Source organism: Streptomyces sp. SAS_281 (genome assembly GCF_052542855.1).
Window position 1 is genome coordinate 22,887 of record NZ_JBMNDO010000050.1, and the last position, 22,467, is coordinate 45,353.

23 protein-coding genes are annotated in these 22,467 nt (G+C 72.2%); 6 read left to right on the forward strand and 17 right to left on the reverse strand.

All coding sequences use genetic code 11. From position 1 onward, the window contains the following. Positions 1-45 precede the first annotated feature (45 nt). Entirely contained in the window at positions 46-2,331 is a 2,286-nt protein-coding gene (locus ACN6LM_RS20125) for an MMPL family transporter (protein WP_445066769.1), read from the reverse strand. 357 nt (positions 2,332-2,688) lie between these two features. Here ACN6LM_RS20125 and ACN6LM_RS20130 point away from each other — a divergent pair, with 357 nt between their 5' ends. Next, the gene (locus ACN6LM_RS20130) at positions 2,689-3,891 is read left to right on the forward strand and encodes a S8 family peptidase (RefSeq protein ID WP_445066770.1); all 1,203 of its coding nucleotides are present in this window, start codon (positions 2,689-2,691) and stop codon (positions 3,889-3,891) included. A gap of 116 nt (positions 3,892-4,007) precedes the next feature. Beyond that, positions 4,008-4,385 carry a nuclear transport factor 2 family protein gene (locus ACN6LM_RS20135; protein WP_445066771.1) on the forward strand — a complete coding sequence of 126 codons (378 nt, stop codon included), beginning with the start codon at positions 4,008-4,010 and terminating at the stop codon, positions 4,383-4,385. On the opposite strand, the gene ACN6LM_RS20140 is transcribed toward ACN6LM_RS20135, so the two are convergent. Then, positions 4,379-5,218, reverse strand: coding sequence for an ABC transporter ATP-binding protein (locus ACN6LM_RS20140; protein ID WP_445066772.1), 840 nt, complete (start codon positions 5,216-5,218; stop codon positions 4,379-4,381). The two genes, ACN6LM_RS20135 and ACN6LM_RS20140, sit on opposite strands and share 7 nt — an antisense overlap. 138 nt (positions 5,219-5,356) lie before the next feature. On the opposite strand from ACN6LM_RS20140, the gene ACN6LM_RS20145 reads away from it, so the two are divergent. Together ACN6LM_RS20145 and ACN6LM_RS20150 are read left to right on the forward strand one after the other, a co-directional pair. After that, the gene (locus tag ACN6LM_RS20145) at positions 5,357-5,938 is read left to right on the forward strand and encodes a TIGR03086 family metal-binding protein (RefSeq protein WP_445066773.1); all 582 of its coding nucleotides are present in this window, start codon (positions 5,357-5,359) and stop codon (positions 5,936-5,938) included. A gap of 68 nt (positions 5,939-6,006) precedes the next feature. After that, positions 6,007-6,639, forward strand: coding sequence for a mycothiol-dependent nitroreductase Rv2466c family protein (locus ACN6LM_RS20150; RefSeq protein WP_445066774.1), 633 nt, complete (start codon positions 6,007-6,009; stop codon positions 6,637-6,639). A 24-nt stretch (positions 6,640-6,663) separates the two neighbouring features. Here ACN6LM_RS20150 and ACN6LM_RS20155 read toward each other — a convergent pair whose 3' ends face one another. The 14 genes from ACN6LM_RS20155 to ACN6LM_RS20220 all read right to left on the reverse strand — a co-directional run bounded on the left by ACN6LM_RS20155 (position 6,664) and on the right by ACN6LM_RS20220 (position 20,137). Further along, positions 6,664-7,422 carry a sirohydrochlorin chelatase gene (locus ACN6LM_RS20155; RefSeq protein ID WP_445066775.1) on the reverse strand — a complete coding sequence of 253 codons (759 nt, stop codon included), beginning with the start codon at positions 7,420-7,422 and terminating at the stop codon, positions 6,664-6,666. Between the two features lie 6 nt (positions 7,423-7,428). Then, positions 7,429-8,340 (reverse strand): ABC transporter permease, encoded by a 912-nt coding sequence (locus tag ACN6LM_RS20160; RefSeq protein ID WP_445066776.1) that lies wholly within the window; start codon positions 8,338-8,340, stop codon positions 7,429-7,431. Further along, entirely contained in the window at positions 8,327-9,115 is a 789-nt protein-coding gene (locus ACN6LM_RS20165) for an ABC transporter ATP-binding protein (protein ID WP_445066777.1), read from the reverse strand. Before ACN6LM_RS20165 ends, ACN6LM_RS20160 begins: the two co-directional genes overlap by 14 nt. Before the next feature lie 34 nt (positions 9,116-9,149). Next, on the reverse strand, positions 9,150-10,259 hold the full coding sequence (locus ACN6LM_RS20170) for an aliphatic sulfonate ABC transporter substrate-binding protein (RefSeq protein WP_445066778.1): 1,110 nt from the start codon (positions 10,257-10,259) through the stop codon (positions 9,150-9,152). A 234-nt stretch (positions 10,260-10,493) separates the two neighbouring features. After that, a complete protein-coding gene (locus tag ACN6LM_RS20175) occupies positions 10,494-11,825 on the reverse strand; it encodes a sulfate adenylyltransferase subunit 1 (RefSeq protein WP_445066779.1) in 1,332 nt (443 codons plus the stop codon). Further along, positions 11,826-12,761, reverse strand: a complete 936-nt coding sequence (cysD, locus tag ACN6LM_RS20180) for a sulfate adenylyltransferase subunit CysD (RefSeq protein WP_425809989.1) — start codon at positions 12,759-12,761, stop codon at positions 11,826-11,828. Beyond that, a complete protein-coding gene (cysC, locus tag ACN6LM_RS20185) occupies positions 12,758-13,303 on the reverse strand; it encodes an adenylyl-sulfate kinase (protein WP_018100635.1) in 546 nt (181 codons plus the stop codon). Before cysC ends, cysD begins: the two co-directional genes overlap by 4 nt. Positions 13,304-13,326: 23 nt before the next feature. Continuing rightward, complete coding sequence (locus ACN6LM_RS20190; protein WP_445066780.1) at positions 13,327-14,043, reverse strand: phosphoadenylyl-sulfate reductase; 717 nt, start codon at positions 14,041-14,043, stop codon at positions 13,327-13,329. Then, the gene (locus tag ACN6LM_RS20195) at positions 14,040-14,219 is read right to left on the reverse strand and encodes a hypothetical protein (protein ID WP_445066781.1); all 180 of its coding nucleotides are present in this window, start codon (positions 14,217-14,219) and stop codon (positions 14,040-14,042) included. Before ACN6LM_RS20195 ends, ACN6LM_RS20190 begins: the two co-directional genes overlap by 4 nt. Continuing rightward, positions 14,216-15,913, reverse strand: coding sequence for a nitrite/sulfite reductase (locus ACN6LM_RS20200; RefSeq protein ID WP_445066782.1), 1,698 nt, complete (start codon positions 15,911-15,913; stop codon positions 14,216-14,218). The genes ACN6LM_RS20195 and ACN6LM_RS20200 overlap by 4 nt, the downstream gene beginning before the upstream one ends. A gap of 114 nt (positions 15,914-16,027) precedes the next feature. Next, a complete protein-coding gene (locus ACN6LM_RS20205) occupies positions 16,028-16,111 on the reverse strand; it encodes a putative leader peptide (protein WP_309500612.1) in 84 nt (27 codons plus the stop codon). A gap of 185 nt (positions 16,112-16,296) precedes the next feature. Then, entirely contained in the window at positions 16,297-16,893 is a 597-nt protein-coding gene (locus tag ACN6LM_RS20210) for a GNAT family N-acetyltransferase (protein ID WP_445066783.1), read from the reverse strand. 48 nt (positions 16,894-16,941) lie between these two features. Further along, the gene (locus ACN6LM_RS20215) at positions 16,942-18,231 is read right to left on the reverse strand and encodes a GAF domain-containing protein (RefSeq protein WP_445066792.1); all 1,290 of its coding nucleotides are present in this window, start codon (positions 18,229-18,231) and stop codon (positions 16,942-16,944) included. A gap of 268 nt (positions 18,232-18,499) precedes the next feature. Continuing rightward, positions 18,500-20,137: an acyl-CoA dehydrogenase family protein gene (locus tag ACN6LM_RS20220; RefSeq protein WP_445066784.1), complete on the reverse strand. Its 1,638-nt coding sequence runs from the start codon at positions 20,135-20,137 to the stop codon at positions 18,500-18,502. Between the two features lie 74 nt (positions 20,138-20,211). On the opposite strand from ACN6LM_RS20220, the gene ACN6LM_RS20225 reads away from it, so the two are divergent. Beyond that, positions 20,212-21,339: a YihY/virulence factor BrkB family protein gene (locus ACN6LM_RS20225; RefSeq protein ID WP_445066793.1), complete on the forward strand. Its 1,128-nt coding sequence runs from the start codon at positions 20,212-20,214 to the stop codon at positions 21,337-21,339. A gap of 4 nt (positions 21,340-21,343) precedes the next feature. On the opposite strand, the gene ACN6LM_RS20230 is transcribed toward ACN6LM_RS20225, so the two are convergent. Continuing rightward, complete coding sequence (locus tag ACN6LM_RS20230; RefSeq protein WP_445066785.1) at positions 21,344-21,688, reverse strand: CU044_2847 family protein; 345 nt, start codon at positions 21,686-21,688, stop codon at positions 21,344-21,346. A 56-nt stretch (positions 21,689-21,744) separates the two neighbouring features. Here ACN6LM_RS20230 and ACN6LM_RS20235 point away from each other — a divergent pair, with 56 nt between their 5' ends. Then, complete coding sequence (locus ACN6LM_RS20235) at positions 21,745-22,443, forward strand: helix-turn-helix domain-containing protein (RefSeq protein ID WP_445066794.1); 699 nt, start codon at positions 21,745-21,747, stop codon at positions 22,441-22,443. Positions 22,444-22,467 lie beyond the last annotated feature (24 nt).

Sequence of the window (22,467 nt, forward strand, 5' to 3'; positions counted from 1 at the left end):
TCCTCCTCCCGGCGGTCCGGGAGGAGGGCCCACGTACAGCGGGGGTCAGACGCCCACCCGCTCCTCGCCGCCGCGCGCCGGTGCGGACAGGGCCGGCTCGTCGTCGTACGACTCGTCGTGCGTCATGTCCGGCAGCCACCGCAGCCACTTCGGGAAGTACCAGTTGCGGTCGCCCAGCAGCGCCATCACGGCCGGGAGCAGCACCCCGCGGATGATCGTCGCGTCGATCAGCACGGCCGCCGCCAGGCCGACGCCCATCTGCTTCATGGACTGCATCGAGAGCGTCCCGAAGATCGCGAACACGGCGACCATGATCACGGCGGCGCTGGTGACGACCCCGGCCGTGGTGACCACGCCGTGGGCGATGGCGTCCCGGGTGTTACGGCTCTGGAGACGGGCCTCGCGGATACGGGAGACCACGAACACGTGGTAGTCCATCGAGAGCCCGAAGAGGATCACGAAGAGGAACAGCGGCAGCCAGGAGATGATCGCGCCGACGCCCTCCGCGCCCACCAGCGAGGCGCCCCAGCCGTGCTGGAAGACCGCCGTCAGGATGCCGTAGGCGGCGCCCACCGAGAGCAGGTTGAGGATGATCGAGGTGATGGCCACCGTCAGCGACCGGAAGCAGAGCAGCATCAGCAGGAAGGCGAAGACGACGACGAAGGCGAAGACCGGCACGACCGAGCCGACGATCCGGTCGTTGAAGTCCTTCGACCCGGCGACCTGCCCGGTGATCGGCGCCTCCACCCCGTCGACCTTGCCGAGCGTCGCCGGACGCACGGTGTCCCGCAGCAGGCCCAGGCTCTTCTCGGCCTTCTCCTGGTCCGAACCGCCGACCAGCGGTACGTCGATGACCGCGACGTTCTCCGCGTCGTGCGTCACGATGTCCACCGGGCCCTTCGAGGCGCCCGAGGAGACGGCCTGCCTGCGGAACTCCTCCAGCGCCTCGCGCACCGGAGCGGCGCCGATGTCGTCGGCCCTCACCACGACCTGGGCCGGGTCGGCGCCCCCGGGGAACGCCTCGTTCAGCCGGTCGTAGGTCCGCACGATCGGCAGCGAGTCGCCGAACTCCTGGTCCAGGGTGAGGTTCTGGGTGTGCATGCCGAGCGCGGGCAGGGCGATCGCGGCGAGCGCTCCGGCGGCGACCACGAGCGCGGCCCACGGGCGGCGCAGCACGGCGGTGAGCACCGCGCGCCAGACACGGCTCTCGCCGTCGGCGCCACCCCGCTCCGAGCGCTTCAGGCGGTTCAGGAACGGCACCCGCCCCTTCTCGACCCGCTCACCGAGCAGCGAGAGGAGCGCGGGCAGCACGGTGACCGAGCCGACCATGGCGACGGCGACGACCATCAGCGAGGCCAGGCCCATCGCCTCGAACTCCGCGATGCCGGTGAAGAGCATGCCCGCCATCGCGACGCAGACCGTCACACCGGAGACGACGATGGCGCGTCCGCTGGTCGCGGCGGCGATCATCAACGCGGTCCTGGCGTCCCGCCCCCTGGCCCGCTCCTCGCGCTCCCGGCGCAGATAGAACAGGCAGTAGTCGACTCCCACGGCCAGACCCACCAGCAGCATCACCGAGTTGGCGGTGTCGCTCATCGGCTGGAAGTGGCTCACCACCCCCATCAGGCCCATGGTCGCCATGATCGCGGTGAGCGCCAGGGCGACCGGGAGCAGTGCCGCGACCAGCGCGCCGAAGGCGATGAGCAGGATGCCGAGCGCGACCGGCACGGCGGAGAGCTCGGCCCGCTGGAAGTCGCTCCCGAAGGCGTCGTCGAAGGTCTTGCCCATGCTGGCGCCGCCGATCTCCTCGATCAGCAGCCCGTCGTGCGCGCCGTCCACCTTCGCGACGGCCTCCAGCACGGGCTCGACGCGCTCGCTCGCCGTCTCGGGGTCGCCCCTCATCTCGAACTGCACGAGCGCGCTGTGCCCGTCGGCCGAAATGGTCTTGGTGGTGTACGGCGAGGTGACGGCGGTGACCTCACCGGTGTCCTGCACGGCCTCGATGACGTCCTCGACGGCCGCCCGGAACCCGGCCGACCCGGCCACGGCCCCGTTCTCGCCCTCCGACTGGATGAGCACGGTCTCACCGGCCGGGTCCTTGAGCCCGGCGTCCTCGATGATCCGCACGGCCCGGCCCACCTCGCCGGACATCTGTTCGCTCTCCTTGACGTCGACCCGGCCGGCCGCGGAGCCGAGGCCCATGGCCAGAACGACGAACAGCACCCAGATCGTCACCGCCGCCCAGCGGTGCCGGGCGCTCCAGCCGCCCGCCCGGGCGGCGACGCCCCGTACCCGCGGCCCCCGCGTCGGCGCCGAATCCACATTCCCCATGACGGGTCTGCCCCTCGTGACCGGCACCGGCCCATCGCCGCCGCCTTCCGATTCGAAGGTAGGGGCGGCATAAAGCGAGTGCGTCATGCTCTCCGGCGAGCCGGACTCGGCCCCTCTCCGCCCTGGGGACGGGGCGTGCCCCCGAGATGGAGCTTCGAAGCCCCTTACACGTAAAGGTGATCGGCGTATCGGGGGGCTCCTGCGACCTTCCTGTGACGAAAAGTCGGCGAGTGCGTCGGAGCTGTAGGGAGGTATTGATCTGCGCGCGTCAATCGGTCAGGGTTTCGAGCCAACCCCCGGAGATCTTCCGGCCGGAGGTCAATCCCCCCACAAAGAATGACGAGGAGACCCCTCTTCATGGCCATTCACAAGCGCGCACGCCGGTTCAAGCTGACCGCCTCCATCACCGCGGTCGCGGCCGCCGCCGGCGTGACCCTGCTGGGCACCCCGTTCGCCGGAGCGACACCCGCTCCGGCCCTGGGCAAGGTCTACGGCGCCGACGCGGCGACCGCGGTCGCCGGCAGCTACATCGTGATGCTGGACCAGAAGGCGGACAAGGCGGAGCTCGCCGAGGAGTACGGCGGAAAGCTGAAGCGCAACTACAGCTCCGCCATCAACGGCTTCTCCGCCAGCGGCCTTTCGGAGACCGAGGCCAAGCGGCTCGCCGCCGACCCGGCCGTCTCCAAGGTCGTCCAGAACAAGAAGTTCCACATCGACGCCACCCAGGACAACCCGCCGTCCTGGGGGCTGGACCGCATCGACCAGACGGACACCGCGGGCGACAACGCGTACACCTACCCGGACAGCGCGGGCGAAGGCGTCACCGCGTACGTCATCGACACCGGGGTCCGCACCACCCACGAGGAGTTCGGGGGCCGCGCCGGCTCCGGATTCGACGCCGTCGACAACGACGACAGCGCCGACGACGGCAACGGCCACGGCACCCACGTCGCCGGCACCATAGCCGGGTCCACCTACGGCGTCGCCAAGAAGGCGAAGGTCGTCGCCGTCCGCGTCCTGGACGACTCCGGCTCGGGTACCACCGAGCAGGTCGTCGCCGGCATCGACTGGGTCACCGAGCACCACCAGGGCCCGTCCGTCGCCAACATGAGCCTGGGCGGCGGCGCCGACGAAGCGCTCGACGCGGCGGTCCGGAAGGCCATCGCCTCCGGCGTCACCTTCGCGGTCGCCGCCGGCAACGAGTCGAGCGACGCCGGCGAGGGCTCCCCGTCCCGCGTCCCCGAGGCCATCACCGTCGCCTCGTCCACCGTGGACGACGAGCAGTCCTCGTTCTCCAACTACGGCTCGGTCGTGGACATCTACGCCCCGGGCTCCGACATCACCTCGTCCTGGAACGACAGCGACACCGGCTCCAACACCATCTCCGGTACGTCGATGGCGACCCCGCACGTCGTCGCCGCCGCCGCCGTCTACCTGGCCGGGCACCCGGACGCCACTCCCGCCGAGGTCGCCACGGCCCTGACCGACGGGGCGACCCCGGACGCGATCAGCAACGCCACCACCGGCACCGCGAACAAGCTGCTGAAGATCGTCGAGTAACAGCGCCACCCCACCGGCGGCCACCGCGCTCTCCCCCACGGGGCGCGGCGGCCGCGCGGTGTGTGCTGCCCGTTCTACGCTGGGCCCATGACGACCGAGACGGGCGGGAGACGGGCATGACCGAGCCGGCGCCGGGCGTGGCCGCGGCCATCGAGGGCGAGCTCCGGCTCCTCGACCCCCTCGTCCGCGCCTCCGCCGACCTCCTCGACCAGGTGCTGCACCCCGACTACCGGGAGGTCGACACCACCGGCCGCCACTGGGACCGGGACACGATCATCGACCTGCTCGTCTCGGGGTGCGCCCCGAGCCCCGGCCGCCTCACCGCGTCACGCATGCGCGCCGTCCACCTCGCCGACGAGCTCGTCCACCTCACCTTCGACACCGAGGCCAAGGGCAGGCGCGCCCACCGCAGTTCGCTCTGGCGCCGCACCGCGGCCGGCTGGCTGCTCTATTACCACCAGGCCACGCCCTTCGAGGCCGCACCCGGCTACTGAGCCCGCGACGCCCGCCGCGCCCGGGCCGCCCACCGGCCGTCCGTCCGGCTGATGCGGACCGGGTGGCCGAAGCACTCGCTGACCAGGTCCGTGGTCAGCACCTCGTCCGCCGCACCCGAGGCCAGGCACCGCCCGCCGCGCAGCAGCATCGCGTGCGTGGTGGAGGCGGGCAGCTCCTCCAGATGATGGGTGACCAGCACGGTCGCCAGCTCCGGATGCTCCTCGCGCAACGCGTCCAGGCTGTCCAGCAGCTGTTCCCGGGCGGCCAGGTCGAGCCCCGTCGCCGGCTCGTCGAGCAGCAGCAGCCGGGGCCGCGGCATCAGGGCCCGGGCGATCAGCGTCCGGCCGCGCTCCCCCTGCGACAGGGCCGGCCACCGCGACCCCGTCTTGCCACCCATCCCGAGCATCGTCAGCAGCCGCTCCGCCCGCTCCCGCTGTGCCGGAGCCGGCGACCAGCGCGGCACCGGCTCGACGGAGTTCGTCAGCCCGGTCAGCACCACCTCGGTCACCGTCAGCGGGGAACGCAGCGGATGGCGCGGATCGACATGGCCGAGCAGCGTCCGCAGCTCCCGCAGGTCCACCCGCCCCAGCGTGCGGCCCAGCACCTCGACCGAGCCCCGCGTCGGATGCGTCACCGCCCCGAGCAGCCCGAGCAGAGTGCTCTTGCCCGCCCCGTTCGCACCGAGCAGCGCCCAGTGCTCCCCGCCGCGCACGGTGAGCGAGACCGCGTCGAGCAGGACGTTGCCGTCGCGTACGAGCGAGACCTCGCCGGCCCGGATCACCGGGACCGGGGCCGTGACGACGGACGGGGACAGAGAGGCGGTGGTGGTCACGTGCGGCTGCTCCTTCGTACGGGCGCGAGCGCTCATCCGCGCACCGGAAAGCCTATCCATGGCCCGTACACCCGCCGCGCCCGGCACCTGTCGCCTTTCTTCAAGACCGGCCGCCCACGCCTGCCTAGGTTGGGGTGCATGAAGACCGAGCACGCCCACATGACCGAATGCGCCGCCGAGGCCGCCCGCGTGGCCCGGGGCGTCACCGCACCCCAGCTGGAGGCCACCGCCACCCCCTGCGCGGACTGGGACCTGCGCACCCTCGTCAACCACTGGGTCCTCTACACCTCGCACGGCATGGAGCACCGCGCCCGGCGCACCGAGCTTCCCGAGGAGCTGATCGCCCGCGACTTCACCGCAGACGCCGACTGGGCCGACCGGTACGCCGACCGGCTCGACCGGGCCGTCGCCGCCTGGTCCGACCCCGCCGTCTGGGAGGGCGCCATCGGCGAGGGCGACTCCGCCTCCCCGGCCGCCGACACCGCCGCGATGCTCGTCGAGGAGATCGTGCTGCACGGCTGGGACGTGGCCCGGGCCACCGGCCAGGAATTCCGGATCTCCGCCGAGGCCGCCGCCTACGTCCTCGCCACCGTCGAGAAGACGGCCGCGCTCTACCGCCAGTACGAGGGGTTCACGGACGAGGTGGACGTTCCCGGAGCCACCGGACTCACCCGCGCCCTGGCGCTGAGCGGGCGCGATCCGCAATGGAGCGCGGGCTGAGAATGGCCCAGGAGGGCGGGTGCCGAATGGCCCGGGGGAGTGCGCCACCGGCTGGCTAGGCTCGCCCCATGACCACTCACCCCGCCCCGGAACCGGGCAGGCCCGTCGTCGACTTCTACTTCGACCCGGCCTGCCCGTTCGCCTGGATCACCTCCCGCTGGATGCTGGAGGTGGAGCAGCACCGCGACATCGAGCTGCGCTTCCATGTCATGAGCCTCTACCTGCACAACACCGGCAACGAACTCCCCGACTGGTACCGCGACCTGGTCGACCGGTCGATCGGCCCCGTCCGGGTCGCCGCCGCCGCGGCCGAGGAGCGCGGCGAGGAGATCCTGCGCGACCTCTACACCGCCCTCGGCAGCCGCATCCACCAGCAGAAGAACGAGGACTTCGACCAGGTCGTCGCCGAGGCCCTCGCCGAGCTGGACCTGCCCGCCCACCTCGCCGACGCCGCGCGCGGCGAGGCGTACGACGAGGCCGTGCGGCGCAGCCACGAGGCGGGGCAGGACCCGGAAGCGGGCGGCTACGTGGGCACGCCCACGATCCACGTCGACGGGACGGTGTGGTTCGGTCCGGTGCTGCGGGCGATCCCGCGCGGAGAGGAGGCGGCCCGGCTCTTCGACAGCTTCCGGGTGCTCGCCGGCCACGCCGACTTCTTCGAGCTCAAGCGCACCCGGACCGGCGGCATCGACGTCGGCTGAGCCGGGCCCGCCGCCACGTTCGCCTCAGGCGCTGACCGCGACCGGCCGCGACGCGGTGGCGTTCGCCTCGTCGTACCGGTCGAGCAGCAGCCGGGCCAGCTCCGGGGCCGGGCCCAGCACCCCGGCCAGCACCTCCGCGCCGGCCTCGGCCGCCCCCGCCGCGATGCGGTCCGGGAGGCGGCCGGGCGCGATCACATACGGGGCGACCGCCACCCGGCGGGCCCCGTCGGCCCGCAGGGCGCGTACCGCGTCCTCGGTGCGGGGAAGGGATGCGGAGGCGAACGCAGGCCGCACGGAACACCAACCGGTGTGCCGCAGCTCCCGCGCGATTTCAGCGATCACTGCGCTCGCCTCCGGGTCTGATGAGCCCGCCGAGGCCAGGACGAGCCCGGTCGAGCCACGGTCACCGGGGCGCACCCCGGCCTCGTACAGCCGCCGTTCCAGCGCGGCGTTCAGCAGCGGCGACGGGCCGAGCACCTCGGCCTGCCGGACCCGCAGCCGGGGCAGCGCCGCGCGGGCCTCGCGCAGCACCGCCGGGATGTCCGACTTGGCGTGGAACGCCCGGGTGAGGAGCAGCGGCAGCGCCACCACCTCCGGCGCCCCCTCGGCGGCCAGCCGCTCCAGGAGCCTCGGCACCGAGGGCGCGTTGAAGTCCAGGAACCCCGTCTCCACGCGCAGCCCGGGGCGCAGCCCCCGTACCCGTGCCGTCAGGGCGTGCACGGTCGCGGCGTGCCGCGGGTCGCGACTGCCGTGGGCGATGACGAGGAGGACCGGAGAGGACATGGCGGCTCAGTTCTTGACGAGGAGACCGCGGCTGCGCAGCACCCACCGCTCCAGCGGACTGAAGATGAGCAGGTCGATGGCGATGCCGACGAACAGGATCAGGAGGATGGCGAGGAAGATCCCCGGCATGTCCGCGTTGTTGCGGCCGTTCTCCAGCAACTGGCCGAGCCCGAGCCCGAGGTCCGGGGACGAGGCGATGATCTCGGCGGCCATCAGCGAACGCCAGGAGAACGCCCAGCCCTGCTTGAGGCCCGCCAGATAGCCCGGCAGGGCCGCCGGCATCACGATCAGCCAGGTGCCGCGCAGCCCGGTCGCGCCCAGGGTGCGACCCGCCCGCAGGAAGAGCGGGGGCACCTGGTCGACGCCCGAGACCAGCCCGTTGGCGACCGACGGCACCGCGCCGAGCAGGATGACCGCGAACATCATCGAGTCGTTCAGCCCGAGCCAGATCACCGCCGGCGCCACCCAGGCCACCGAGGGCAGGGACTGGAGCCCGGACAGGATCGGGCCGATCGCGGCCCGGACGAACTTCACCCGGGCCACCAGCAGCCCCAGCGGCGTACCGATCGCCACCGACAGCAGGAAGCCGAGCAGACCCCGCGAGATGCTGGTCCACACCACCTCCAGGAGGGTGCCCTGGAGCCACATGTCGCGGGCGCTGTCCCAGACGGCGGACGGCGCGGGCAGCTTGTAGTCCTCGGTCACCTGGCCCTGGACGAGCAGCTGCCAGACGACCAGGACCAGGGCCACCGCGATGAGCGGGGGCAGGACCTTGCGCAGCAGGACCTCGCGCACCGGGGTGCGCTGCACCTGCACCGCGTCCAGGGCGTCCAGACCGGCTTCGAGGCCGGCCAGGTCGTCCGGCTTCCCGCCCCTGCCGGACCCCGCCTCGTCCGACTTGATGTCAGTGCTGGCCATGACGGCGGATCTCCCCACGCAGTTGTTCGGTGATCTCGACGGACAGCTCCGCGACGGCGGTGTCCTCGATACGGCGCGGCTGCTCGATGTCGACCGTCCACTCACGGGCGATCCGGCCGGGGCGGGACGAGAGCAGCACCACGCGCTCGGCGAGGCGCACGGCCTCGCGCACGTTGTGTGTGACGAAGAGGACCGAGACGTTCGTCTCGCGCCAGATCCGGGTCAGCTCGTCGTGCAGTACATCGCGGGTGATGGCGTCGAGCGCCGCGAACGGCTCGTCCATCAGCAGCAGTTGGCTGTCCTGGGCGAGCGCGCGGGCCATCGCCACGCGCTGCCGCATGCCCCCGGACAGCTCGTGCACCCGCTTCCCGTACGCCCCGCCCAGCCGGACCAGCTCCAGCAGCCGTTCGGCCTCGGCCCGGCGCTGCGACTTCGGCACCCCGCGCAGGCGCAGGGCCAGTTCGATGTTCTTGCCCGCGGTCAGCCACGGGAACAGGGCGTGCTCCTGGAACATCAGCGCGGGCCGGCCGCCGGGGGTCTCGATGCTGCCCTCGGTCGGCCGGTCGAGCCCGGCCACCAGATTGAGCAGCGTCGACTTGCCGCACCCGGAGGCTCCCAGGAGGGTGACGAACTCGCCCGGGGCGACATCGAGACTGATGTCGTCCAGGACCAGCTGCGTTCCCGCGGGCCCGGCGAAGGACTTCGAGACATGCGCGATGCGAGCGGCGTGCCCGACCGAGACACGGTCCTCGGCCTTGGTGAGGGTGTTCGCCATGGTCGTCACCTCCTGGGAGTCTTCGGGCGGCTGGTTACTTGACGCCGAGGCCGGCGTCGTCGGCCGCGGGCTCGCCCGCGGCCTGGAGGATCTTGTTGAGCGGCTTCAGGTCGTAGATGCCCTTGAGGTCGGGCTTCTCCAGCAGACCGGCCTTGACCGCGTGCCGGGCCTGCGCGTCGAGCGTCGCGGCCAGCGGGTCGTCGGTGATCTGGATCGACTTCCAGGCGGGGTCGATGACCTCGGCCGGCAGTGCCTTGCCGGTGAGCTTCTTCAGCGCGGCGTTGGCGGCGTCCTTCGCCTTGTCCGGGTTGGCGTTGATCCAGGCGTTGGTCTTCACCGAGCCGCGCAGGACCGCCTCGACGACGTCCGGGTGCTCCTTCAGGAACTTCTGCGACACGATGATGTTGGTGATCACGAACTTGTCGTCCGGCCACAGCGTCGACTCGTCCAGCAGTTCCTTCGCACCCTCGGCGACCAGCTTGGAGGCGGTCGGCTCGGGGACCCAGGCACCGTCGATGGAACCGGAGCGGTAGGCGTCGGGCGTCACCTTGTTGTCGGTGCGGACGACGGAGACGTCGCCCTTGCCGCTCTGGGCGTCGACCTTCCAGCCCTTCTCGGAGATCCAGTTGAGGAACGCGACGTCCTGCGTGTTGCCGAGCTGCGGGGTCGCGATCCTCTTGCCCTTGAGGTCGTCCAGGGTCTTGATCTTCTCCGGGTTCACGACGAGTTTGACGCCGCCGGACGCGGAGCCGCCGATGATCCGCAGGTTCTGGCCCTTGGACTTGGTGTAGCCGTTGATGGACGGCGACGGGCCGATGAAGCCGATGTCGATCGAGTCGGCGTTCAGCGCCTCGATCTCGGACGGCCCGGCGTTGAAGGTGGCGGTCTTGAGCTGGGTGCCGCCCAGCTCCTTCTGGAACAGACCCTCCTGGTCGCCCACGAGCGCGGTGGCGTGCGTGAGGTTCGGGAAGTACCCGATGCGCACGGTGTCCACGGAGAGCTTCTTGCCGTGTGCGGCGTTCACCTTCTTGTCGTCGTCCGCCGCCTGCGAGCCGTAGCCGCAGGCGGTGAGGGCCACGGCCAGCAGGGGCAGGGCGGCGACGGCGGCGATGCCGCGGCGCGACGTCATACGGGGGGCAGGCACGGGAGGTGTTCCTCTCGGAGGCCCGGAGCTCACGCCCCTCGTATGTGCGGGGGCGCGGCCGGGAAGTCGGCAGGTCTTCGTCGGTGCGTGCGGTGCGTGCGGTGCGTCCGGGCGCGCAGGCAGTGCGCGTACGTCATCGCGCACATCGCCCGACTCCGCCCTGGCCGCTGCCCAGGGCGCCGCTGCCGACGCGGCCGCCCTCCTTTGCGAAGGTCGAGAAGACGTCGATGCCCATCAGAAGTCCCACTCCGCGTCGTCGTCCGCGACCGGCGGCTCATCGGCGGAGGCGAACGAGGCGCCCGCCATGCCCGCCGAGAGGGTGGTGCCGTCCGCCGGGTCGATCAACAGGAACGAACCGGTACGGCGCGAGTCGGCGTACGCGTCGAGCGCCAGCGGCTCGGCGGTCCGGACCACGACCCGGCCGATGTCGTTGGCGACCAGCTTGCCCGGGGCCGGGTGCTGCGAGAGGTCGTCCAGGGTCAGCCGCGAGGGGATGTCCTTGACGATGGCCTTCACCGTGCGCGTGGTGTGCTTGAGCAGCACCCGCCGGCCCACGGTGAGCGGTTCGTCCGCGACGTGGCAGACGGTCGCCTCGACGTCCTGGGTGACGGCCGGCGCGTCGTCCACCGGCGCGATGAGGTCGCCGCGCGAGACGTCGATGTCGTCCGTCAGGCGCAGGGTCACCGACTGGGGGGCCCAGGCGATGTCCACCGGGTCCCCGAGCAGGTCGATGCCCTCGATCGTGGAGGTGCGGCCCGAGGGCAGCACGGTCACGGACTCGCCGACCCGGAACGCCCCGGCGGCGATCTGGCCCGCGTAGCCCCGGTAGTCGGGGTGCTCCGCGGTCTGCGGCCGGATGACGTACTGGACCGGGAAGCGGGCGTGGCAGCCGGTCAGGTCATGGCTGACCGGGACCGTCTCCAGGTGCTCCAGGACCGTCGGGCCGCCGTACCAGTCCATGTGCGCGGACGGCTCGACGACGTTGTCGCCGGCCAGCGCGGAGATCGGGATCGCGGTGATGTCGGGGACCCCGAGGGAGGCCGCGTACGCGGTGAACTCCTCGGCTATCGCGGCGAACACCGGCTCCGCGTAGTCCACCAGGTCCATCTTGTTGACGGCCAGGACGACATGCGGGACGCGCAGCAGGGCGGCGACGGCCGCGTGCCGGCGGGTCTGCTCGACCACCCCGTTGCGGGCGTCGACCAGGACCACGGCCAGCTCGGCCGTGGAGGCGCCGGTGACCATGTTCCGGGTGTACTGCACATGGCCCGGGGTGTCCGCGAGGATGAACCGGCGCCGGGGCGTCGCGAAGTAGCGGTAGGCGACGTCGATGGTGATGCCCTGCTCGCGCTCGGCGCGCAGCCCGTCGGTGAGCAGCGCCAGGTCCGGCGCCTCCTGGCCCCGGTTGCGCGAGGCGTGCTCGACGGCCTCCAGCTGGTCGGTGAGGACCGACTTGGAGTCGTGCAGCAGGCGGCCCACGAGGGTGGACTTGCCGTCGTCGACGGACCCGGCGGTGGCGAAGCGCAGCAGGGTGGTGGCGCTCAACTGCTCAGCTGTGGTGGTCATTTAGAAGTACCCCTCGCGCTTGCGGTCTTCCATCGCGGCCTCGGACATCTTGTCGTCGGCGCGGGTGGCGCCCCGTTCGGTGAGCCGGGAGGCGGCGATCTCGGTGATCACGGCGTCCAGCGTGGTGGCGTCGGAGTCGACGGCGCCGGTGCAGGACATGTCGCCGACCGTGCGGTAGCGCACCTGCCGGGTCTCGGTCTCCTCGTGCTCCTTGGGCCCGCCCCAGTCGCCCGCGGTCAGCCACATGCCGGAGCGGTTGAACACCTCGCGCTCGTGGGCGAAGTAGATCGACGGGAGCTCGATGCCCTCGCGCTGGATGTACTGCCAGACGTCCAGCTCGGTCCAGTTGGAGATCGGGAAGACCCGGACGTGCTCGCCGGGCGCGTGCCGGCCGTTGTACAGCTGCCAGAGCTCGGGGCGCTGGCGGCGCGGGTCCCACTGGGAGAACTCGTCGCGCAGTGAGAAGACCCGCTCCTTGGCGCGCGCCTTCTCCTCGTCGCGCCGCCCGCCGCCGAACACCGCGTCGAAGCGGTGCTGCTGGATGGCCTCGGTCAGCGGCACGGTCTGGAGCGGGTTGCGGGTGCCGTCGGGGCGCTCGCGGAGCTTGCCGGCGTCGATGTACTCCTGCACGGAGGCGATGTGCAGCCGCAGCCCGTGCTCGGCGACCACGCGGTCGCGGTACGCCAGGACCTCGGGGAAGTTGTGCCCGGTGTCCACGTGCAGCAGGGCGAACGGCACCGGCGCCGGCGCGAACGCCTTGAGCGCCAGGTGCAGCATCAGGATCGAGTCCTTGCCGCCCGAGAACAGGATCACCGGGCGCTCGAACTCGCCGGCCACCTCGCGGAAGATGTGCACCGCCTCGGACTCCAGCGAGTCCAGGTGGCTCAGCGCGTACGGATGGTCGGTGCCCTCTTGCACAGTCGCGACGGTCGTCACGCCGCACCCCTCTCGCTCAGCAGCGCGTACAGCTCCGCCGCGGACTCCTGCACGGTCTGGCGGTGCGACTCGATCCGCAGATCGGGTGACTCGGGCGCCTCGTAGGGGTCGTCCACCCCGGTGAGCCCACTGATCTCGCCCGCCGCCTGCTTGGCGTAAAGACCCTTCACATCGCGCTCCGAGCACACCTCGACCGGAGTGGCGACGTGCACCTCCAGATACGCGGTGCCCTCGGCCTGGTGCCGCTTGCGGACGGCGTCCCGGCTGTCCGCGTACGGGGCGATGACCGGGACCAGCACCTTGACGCCGTTCGCCGCCAGCAGTTCGGCGACGAAGCCGATCCGCTGCACGTTGGTGTGCCGGTCCTCGCGCGAGAAGCCGAGGCCCGCCGAGAGGAACTCGCGGATCTCGTCGCCGTCGAGCACCTCCACGCGGTGCCCCTCGGCGCGCAGCCGCCCGGCGAGTTCATAGGCGATGGTGGTCTTGCCGGCGCTCGGCAGACCGGTCAGCCAGACGGTGGCCCCCGTCTCCGTCACGCTCATCGAAGTCTCCTGATCAGTCGTCATCAGCCGTGCAGCCCGCACTCGGTCTTGCCCCGCCCGGCCCAGCGGCCGGCCCGCGCGTCCTCGCCCTCCAGCACCCGGCGGGTGCAGGGCGCGCAGCCCACGGAGGCGTAACCGTCCGTCAGCAGCGGGTTGGTGAGCACCCCGTGCTCGGCGACGTAGGCGTCCACGTCGTCCTGGGTCCAGCGGGCGATCGGCGAGACCTTCACCTTCCGGCGCTTCTCGTCCCAGCCGACGACCGGGGTGTTCGCCCGGGTCGGGGACTCGTCGCGGCGCAGCCCGGTCGCCCAGGCCGCGTAGGCGGTCAGGCCCTCTTCCAGGGGCTTGACCTTGCGGAGCTTGCAGCAGAGGTCGGGGTCGCGGTCGTGCAGCTTCGGCCCGTACTCGGCGTCCTGCTCGGCGACCGTCCGGCGCGGGGTCAGCGTGATGACGTTGACGTCCATCACGGCGTCGACCGCGTCCCGGGTGCCGATGGTCTCCTCGAAGTGGTAGCCGGTGTCGAGGAACACCACGTCCACGCCGGGCATCACCCGGGAGGCGAGGTGGGCGACGACCGCGTCCTCCATCGAGGAGGTGACGCAGAACCGGGGGCCGAAGGTGTCCGCGGCCCACCTGAGGATGTCGAGCGCGGAGGCGTCCTCCAGCTCGCGTCCGGCCCGCTCGGCGAGCTCCCGCAGCTCCTCGTCGGTGAGCGTGTCAATGTGATGAGTGACCGTCATATCCCGTCCCCTCCAACAGTGTTGGGCGTCAGTCCCCGGCTCAGCAGGCCCAGGAACTTCAGCTGGAACGCACGATTGCAGGAGGCGCATTCCCACGCCCCGTGCCCGGCCTCGTGCGGGCGCAGGTCCTCGTCGCCGCAGTACGGGCAGTGGAACGGGGCGGCGCGCTCGCTCATGACAGCGACTCCGCACTGGCGCGGGCCGCCCAGGTGGCGAAGCGCTCGTCGGCCTCGCGCTCCTCCAGATAGCGGCCGATGACCCGCTCGACGTAGTCCGGCAGCTCCTCCGAAGTGACCTTCAGGCCCCGCACCTTGCGGCCGAAGCCCGCGTCCAGGCCGAGAGCGCCGCCCAGGTGGACCTGGTAGCCCTCCACCTGGTCGCCGTTCTCGTCCAGCACGAGCTGGCCCTTGAGTCCGATGTCCGCGGTCTGGATGCGGGCGCAGGCGTTGGGGCAGCCGTTGATGTTGATGGTCAGGGGCTCGTCGAAGTCGGGGAGCCTGCGCTCCAGTTCCTCGATGAGGGAGGCGCCGCGCGCCTTCGTCTCCACGATCGCGAGCTTGCAGTACTCGATGCCGGTGCAGGCCATCGTGCCGCGCCGGAAGGTGGACGGTTTCACCTGGAAGCCGAGCGATTCCAGCCCGGCGGACAGCGACTCGACCCGGTCCTGCTCGACGTCGAGGATGATCATCTTCTGCTCGACGGTGGTCCGGACCCGGCCGGAGCCGTGCTCCTCGGCCAGTTCGGCGATCTTGGCGAGGGTCGAGCCGTCGACCCGGCCGACCCGGGGGGCGAAGCCGACGTAGAAGCGGCCGTCCTGCTGCTGGTGGACGCCGATGTGGTCGCGCCACCGGCTGCTGGGCTCCGCCGGGGCGGGGCCGTCGAGCAGCGGGCGCTTCAGGTACTCGTCCTCCAGGACCTGGCGGAACTTGGCCGTGCCCCAGTCGGCGACCAGGAACTTCAGCCGGGCCCGGTTGCGCAGCCGGCGGTAGCCGTAGTCGCGGAAGATGCCGACCACTCCGGCCCAGACGTCCGCGACCTCGTCCAGCGGCACCCAGGCGCCGAGGCGTTCGGCGAGCCGGGGGTTGGTGGACAGGCCGCCGCCGACCCAGAGGTCGAAGCCCGGTCCGTGCTCGGGGTGTTCGACGCCCACGAAGGCGATGTCGTTGATCTCGTGGACGACGTCCTGGACCGGGGACCCGGAGATCGCGGTCTTGAACTTGCGGGGCAGGTTGGAGAATTCGGGGCTGCCGATGTACCGGGCGTGGATCTCCTCCAGCGCCGGTGTGCCGTCGATGATCTCGTCGGCGGCGATGCCCGCCACCGGGGAGCCGATCATCGTACGGGGGCAGTCGCCGCACGCCTCGGTGGTGGAGAGCCCGACGGCCTCCAGCTTCTGCCAGATCGCCGGGACGTCCTCGATGCGGATCCAGTGCATCTGGACGTTCTGCCGGTCGGTGATGTCCGCGCTGCCCCGCGCGTACTCCTGCGAGATCTCGCCGATGGCGCGCAGCTGCTGAGTCGTCAGCTTCCCGCCGTCGATGCGGACCCGCATCATGAAGTACTTGTCCTCCAGCTCCTCCGGCTCCAGCACCGCGGTCTTGCCGCCGTCGATGCCGGCCTTGCGCTGGGTGTAGAGCCCCCACCAACGCATGCGTCCCCGCAGGTCGTTGGGGTCGATCGAGTCGAATCCGCGCTTGGAGTAGATCGTCTCAATGCGTGTCCGCACATTGAGACTGTCGTCGTCCTTCTTGAACTGCTCATTGCCGTTGAGCGGGGTGTAGTGCCCCAGGGCCCACTGGCCTTCGCCGCGGTGGCGGCCCACCTTGCGGCGGGGCGCGGCGGGCGCAGGCGTTTCCGGGGTTGCGGCCATGACAGTACGTCCTTCGGGACTGCGGGAGGGCGGCTCTGAACTGCACACTCGCGTGAAGCGCGGCGGTGCGCAGGGCTGAACTGAAGCAAGGGGATCTCGGCGGTGCTGGGACTCTCAGCCCGCCGGACAGATGGCGCTGGACATGCGGCCGAGGTCGACGTGGCGTCGACTCACCAAGGCAATTCCAGTTCCGGACATGACGGAAGCGTGTCATGGGGATCTCGCGGCAGTCCACCACTATCCATGATGTGGACGGCGTGGTCCCGCTTGATGAGACAATGTGGCGCCCGTCACGTGCGTGGCGGGCGCCGAGGTGAAGCGTAAAACCGGACAAGCAAGGGGAATTGCTACGGAATCAGGTGCGGGGGTGCGTGGGACGCGGCTCAGCGGCCGGAGCCCGGCCACGGGCCGGGGGTGTCCACCGGCTCCTCCAGCTCCGTCCGCGTGTCGAACAGGCGGAAGCCGCGCCTCAGGTAGTTGTCCATCGCGTGCGGACCGTCCTTGGAGCAGGTGTGCAGCCACACCCGCTTCGTCGCCGGCCGCTCCGGCCACCGCTCGGCGAGGTCCCAGGCGCGGGCGGTGCCGTACGACAGCAGATGTCCGCCGATCCGCCGCCCCCGGAAGGCCGGGATCAGCCCGAAGTACATGATCTCGACCACGCCGTCGTCCTGCGGATCCAGCTCGATGTAGCCCGCGGGCGTGCCGTTCGCGTACGCCACCCAGGTCTCCGCGCCCGGCCGCTCCAGGGCCTCCCGCCACTGCGCGTACGTCATGCCCAGGCGGTCCGTCCACCGGATGTCACCGCCGACCGCCGTGTACAGGAAGCGGCTGAACTCGGGCAGCGGAACCTCGGACCGCACGATCCGGACCCCCGCGTCCGGTACGGCGGACGGCCGCAGATCGTCGGGGGAGGTCTGCTCCAGGGACCAGACGGTCACCTCTTCGCGGGCCGGTGGATCAGGACGTACGGGGTCGCTCATGGCTGCCAGACAACCATGCCCCGGCCTCCGCGCCCCACCCGGCCCTGGTCACGGGGCCTCCGGCGCCTTCCCTGCGCGCTCCTCCCGCGCATCCCGCGCCGCCTCCACCACCGGGGCCTGCGAGCGGGGCAGCAGATCGGCCGGGTGCTCCGGGTGGACCACCTCCACCTCCACGCCCTCGCCGAACCGGTACGGGCGGTGCGCCAGCACCTCGGCCAGATGGCGCCGCAGCCGCGATATCTCCGCCCGGACCGTCACCGTCCTGGTCGCGTCGCCGAACAGGTCGTGCGCCAGCTCGGAGGCCGTACGCCCCTCGCGGTGCAGCGCCAGCGCGTACAGCAGCTCGGCGTGGCGCGGGGAGAGCCGCTGGGTCCAGGTGCCCACCGGGCTCACCACGTTCACCGCGAGCGCGCGCGGCCGGCTCAGATCGAGGACCACCCGGCGCGGCGGGCTGTCCATCGCCCCGTCCGCGACCTGGACCAGCCAGCCGCCCGGCAGCGGCTCCACCCGGCACATCCCCAGCGACGGCAGCCACACCCGGCCCGGCCCCAGCGACTTCGGCAGCGGCAGCCGGTCCACCGGGGGCATCCCCGTCACCGCCGCCGTCCAGCCGTGGCCGTCCACCGCCAGCGCCCGGCCGCCGATCCGGCTCAGGACCGGGGCGGCCACCGCCCGCAGCCGGTCCACCGCCTCCAGATGGCGCACCCGGATCTCGCTCTCCGCCAGCCGGGCCACCGAACGCACCAGGGCCAGCGTCGTCGGGTGGAACGTGGAGGCGGGCCCGCTGATGTCCACGATGCCCATCAGCCGGCCGTCCCGGGGATCGCGCACCGGGGCCGCCGCGCACGTCCAGCCGTGCAGACTGCGCACGAAGTGCTCCGCCGAGTGCACCTGCACCGGGGCGCGGGCCGCGAGCGCCGTACCGATCGCGTTGGTGCCGGTGATCTCCTCGGACCACGCCGCGCCCTCCGCGAGGCAGATGCCGTCGGCCCGGCGCAGCACCCCCGTGTTGCCCTCGCGCCACAGCACCCGGCCCTCCACATCGGTGACGACCATGATCTGCTGCGAGGCGTCCGCGATGCTCGTCAGCCCGTCGCTGAGCAGCGGCATCACCTCGCCCAGCACCGAACTGCGGCGCCGGTGCTCGATCTCGTCCGCCTCCAGCAGTCTGCTGTGCGTCGGCTGCTCGGGATCGAGGCCGCTGCGCAGCACCCGGTCCCAGGAGGCGCCGATCTCCGCCCGGGGCACGGCGGGCATGCGGTCGCCCGCCATCCGCGCCTCACGGGACCGGTGCACCAGACGCCTGGCCTGCGCGCTCTCCTGAACGGCCGGCCGCATCGCCTCGGCCGAAGTCGTCTCCACGCCGGTTCCCCCTCACCCAGTGCCGGCCCGGTGCGCGGGCCGCGCCCCCATCCTGCCGCCGGCCGGGCCGCGATACCGCAACTCCACACAATGGTTGCAACCCTCTGCAACTCTGGCGAGGGTCCCCGGACCGTACAAGAGTGGCGGCACACCGCACCGCGGGGCCCCGGCCCTCACGTGCGGTGTGTACAGCATGGGGGGTGGTGCCGTGTCGGCGCAGCACCACCCCCCGTCGCTGTCCCGGTCAGCCCTCCACCGGCCGGGCCCGGGCCACGACCGACGCCAGATCCAGGGTGTGCGGAAGGGTCCCGAACGCCGCGCCCCCGTCCCCGCCCAGGCGCGAAGCGCAGAAGGCGTCCGCCACCTCGGGCGGCGCCCAGCGCACCAGCAGCGAGCCCTGGAGCACGAGCGCGATCCGCTCCACCACCCGGCGCGCCCGCGCCTCGATCCCCGCCAGATCGGCCAGCTCCGTCAGCATGTCCCTGATCGCCGCGTCCAGCCGGTGATCCGCGCCCCGGGCCCGCCCGACCTCCTGGAGGAACGCGTTCAGCGCGAGCGGTTCGCGCCGCAGCACCCGCAGCACGTCCAGCGCCTGGACGTTCCCGGACCCCTCCCAGACGGAGTTGAGCGGCGCCTCCCGCAGCAGCCGGGGCATCCCCGACTCCTCCACGTAGCCGTTGCCGCCCAGGCACTCCAGCGCCTCGCCCACCAGCGGCGTGCACCGCTTGGTCACCCAGTACTTCGCCGCCGGCACCGCGATCCGCAGGAACGCCGACTCGCTCTCGCCGCCGTCGTCGTACGCCGCCGCGAGCCGCATCGCCAGCACGGTCGCCGCCTCCGACTCCACCGCCAGATCGGCCAGCACGTTGCGCATCAGCGGCTTGTCCACGAGCGGGCCGCCGAACGCGGACCGGTGCGTCGTGTGGTGGACCGCCTGCGCCACCGCCTGCCGCATCAGCGCCGCCGAACCGGTCACACAGTCCAGCCGGGTCGCCGCCACCATGCCCATGATCGTGCGGACGCCCTGCCCCTCCTCGCCGATCCGCCGCGCCCACGTCCCGTCGAACTCGACCTCCGCCGACGCGTTGGACCGGTTGCCCAGCTTGTCCTTGAGCCGCTGGATCGCGAACGGGTTGCGGGTGCCGTCCGGCAGCACCCGGGGCAGCAGGAAGCAGGTGAGACCGTCCGGCGCCTGTGCGAGGACCAGGAAGCCGTCGGACATCGGCGCCGAGCAGAACCACTTGTGCCCGGTCAGCACGTACCCGCCGTCCCCGGACAGCGGCTCGGCGCGCGTGGAGTTCGCCCGTACGTCCGAGCCGCCCTGCTTCTCCGTCATGCCCATCCCGAGCAGCGCCCCCGCCTTCCGCCCGGGCGGCCGCAGCCCCTCCTCGTACACCCGCGAGGTCAGCAGCGGCTCCCACTCGGCGGCCGCCTCCGGCTCGGTGCGCAGGGCCGGCACCGCCGCGTGCGTCATGGAGAGCGGGCAGCCGTGCCCCGCCTCCGCCTGCGTCCACACCAGGAAGCCCGCCGCCCGGCGGACATGCCCGCCCGGGCGGTCCCAGGCATCGGTCAGACCCGCGCCCACGGCGTGCCCGAGCAGCCGGTGCCAGGCCGGGTGGAAGTCGACCTCGTCGACGCGGTGCCCGTAGCGGTCGTGGGTGCGCAGCCTCGGCGGGTACGCGTTCGCCTCGGTGCCCCAGGAGGCGGCCTGCGCGGAACCGGCCGACCGGCCGAGCGCGGTGAGCCCGTCGCGGGCCTCGTCCAGGACCTCGGGCGGAAGATGACGTTCCACGGCCTCGCCGAGCGCCCGGTCCGCGCCGAAGACGTCATAGCCGAGCAGGGGAGGGGGCTGGTTGGACACGGTGTGGGTGCTGGTCGCCATGCCGATACGGTAAGGACGTGCAGGCAGCAGACGAAACACCCGAGCGGCCACCGGGCCGGCTCCACCGGGCCCGAGTGCTCTACCGCAATGTCTCCAAGCGGCAGCTCGCCTGGCAGCTGCTCAAGGACACGGTCAACTCGTGCATGGAGTACCGCATCCTGGGACTCGCGGCCGAGGCCGCGTTCTTCACCCTGCTGTCCCTGCCCCCGCTGCTCCTCGGCCTGATCGGCCTGCTCGGTTACGTGGACGAGTGGACCAGCACCGCGACGGTCGCGTCCATCGAGCGCAACATCCTCAGCGCGGCCCACACCATGCTCTCCGAGCGCGGCGTCAACGACTTCGCCAAGCCGCTCCTGGCCGACGTCACGACCGGCGCCCGGCCCGACGTCATCTCCATCGGCTTCGCGATCGCCCTGTGGTCCGGCTCCCGCGCGGTCAACGTCTTCATCGACACGATCACCGTCATGTACGGGCTCGACGGCCAGCGCGGCATCGTCAAGACCCGGATGCTCGCCTTCCTGCTGTACGTGGTGGCGCTGCTGCTCGGGGCGGTCGTGCTGCCGCTGCTCGTGGTCGGCCCGGACCGGGTCGTGGAGCTCATACCGTGGGGCACCGAAGTCATAAGCGTCCTGTACTGGCCGCTGGTGATCGTGCTCTCGGTCGCCTTCCTCACCACCCTCTACCACGTGTCCGTGCCGGTCCGTTCGCCGTGGATCGAGGACATGCCGGGCGCCCTGGTCGCCCTGGCGATGTGGGTGCTCGGCAGCTTCCTGCTCCGGATCTACCTGACCAGTACGGTCGAGGGCCCCACGATCTACGGATCGCTGGCCGCCCCCATCGCGGTGCTCCTGTGGATCGGCGTCTCCGCGTTCGCGGTGCTGGTGGGCGCCGCCGTCAACGCGGCCATCGACCGGGTCTGGCCCTCGGTGGCGACGGCCGCCGCCCGCGCCGCCAACGACCGGGTGCGCGCCGCCCAGGCCGCCGAGTTCGTGGCCCGCACCCAGGCGGAGAGCTGGCACGGCGGCCCGCCGGCCGACGAGGACGACGACGAGGACGACGGCGACGAGGGCGACAGCCCGTACATGCCCTCCGAGTTCCCCGAGCGCTGGTCGCGCTTCCTGCCGCCGGACGACGTGAAGTCCCGGCTCCAGAAGCCCGGCCGCGAGAAGGACGCGGACCGGTCCAACCCGTACGACGAGTGAGCGCTCAGCCGGCGGCCGTCGTGCTCTGCGATCCCGGCGACCAGGACAGCTTCACCGTGAGGTGCCCCTCCAGCGCGCTCTTCGCGATCACCGCGCCCGCCTCCGAGGTGATCTTCACGCCGAACTCCAGCTCCACCCCGTCCGGCTGCAGCCGCCCGTCCCGGAACACGGCGAGCGCCGACTCGGCCGCCGACCGGATGCCCTCCAGCGCGCTGTCGAACGTGCGCCCCGCGCGCGCCAGGGCGTGCTGCCCGTCCCGCGACACCAGTTGCGCGCCGGGCGCGTGACGGTCGACCTCCACGGTCACCGTCGCCCCGTTGTCCGTGGTGAACTCCATCAGTGCCGCCATGACCGCCCCCGTAGCCGAGTACGTACGCTGCCGTGTCCGTCGACGACACTAGCGGCATGGGCGACAGCTATGTAGAGCGCGCATCGCGGCTGGACGGCGCGAAGGTGTGGACCCTGACCGTGGAGCCGGGCACGGACCACCCGGTGCTGCCTGACGGCTGCATGGACCTGCTGTGGAACGGGGACCGCCTGCTCGTCGCCGGGCCCGACACCCGCACCGCTCCGTCCACCGGAACCGGCGGCAGCTGGGCCGGAATCCGCTTCGCCCCGGGCACCGCCCCCGCCCTGCTCGGCGTCCCCGCCGACGAACTGCGCGACCTCCGGGTCCCGCTCGCGGCGCTGTGGCCCGGCGCCCCGGTCCGCCGCCTGACCGAACGCCTCGCCGAAGCGGCCGACCAGGCCGCCGCCCTGGAGGACATCGCCCTGGGCCGGGCGGCGCGGACCGAGCCCCCGGACCCGGTGATGCGCGCGGTCGCCGCGTGCCTGGAGGCGGGCGGCAGCGTCGCGGAGGCCGCCCGGAGCGCCGGGCTCGGGCCCCGCCAGCTGCACCGCCGCTCGCTGGCCGCCTTCGGCTACGGGCCCAAGACCCTGGCCCGGATCCTCCGCCTCCAGAGGGCCCTGGCCCTCGTACGCTCCGGGCTGCCCTACGCCGACGCGGCGCTCGCGGCGGGCTGCGCCGACCAGGCCCATCTGGCGCGGGACATGCGCGACCTGGCCGGCACGACGCTCACCGCGTACTTCGGCCGCCGCGCCTAAGGCGTGTTTCGCAAGTAGCGCCGT